The organism is Variovorax sp. 01N429, assembly GCF_056399425.1.
On record NZ_JBFTRG010000144.1, the window covers coordinates 1 to 424 of the forward strand.

The window sequence follows — 424 nt, forward strand, 5'->3', positions numbered from 1 at the left end:
ATCTACACCGACGTCACGCCGGCCGGCCTCGCCCTGCTCGCCGAAGCCCGGCCCACCCACGACGCGGCACTGCGCGAGGCGCTCGACCAGGCGTCGGCGGATCCGCGCCTGGCACCGTTCGTGGCGACGGTGGAAACGGTGCACGGGGACGGGGAGTTCGGGCGTCCCTGAGGGCTGCGCGGGTTCTCGTCGGCACCGCGGCTCGTTCGTCGCCGTCCCGCCGTCGCCGTTTCTAAGATCCTCCCCATGGATTGGCTTGCGCGGGCGGGGGCGTTGCGGCAGTGGACCGGGAACGGTGTGCGGGCACCGCACAAGCCGTTGCTGCTGCTGTACGCACTCGGCCGGTACCAGCGGGACGCCGGGCAGGAACTCGTCTACAGCGCCGTCGAAGAAGACCTCAAACGGCTCCTCGCCGAGTACGGGC

1 protein-coding gene is annotated in these 424 nt (G+C 71.5%); it reads left to right on the forward strand.

What is annotated here, in order from left to right:
- Positions 1-246: 246 nt before the first annotated feature.
- Positions 247-424 (forward strand): phosphorothioated DNA-binding restriction endonuclease family protein (locus AC1DSF_RS30980; RefSeq protein WP_478184139.1); only part of this gene is annotated, 178 nt, incomplete at its 3' end.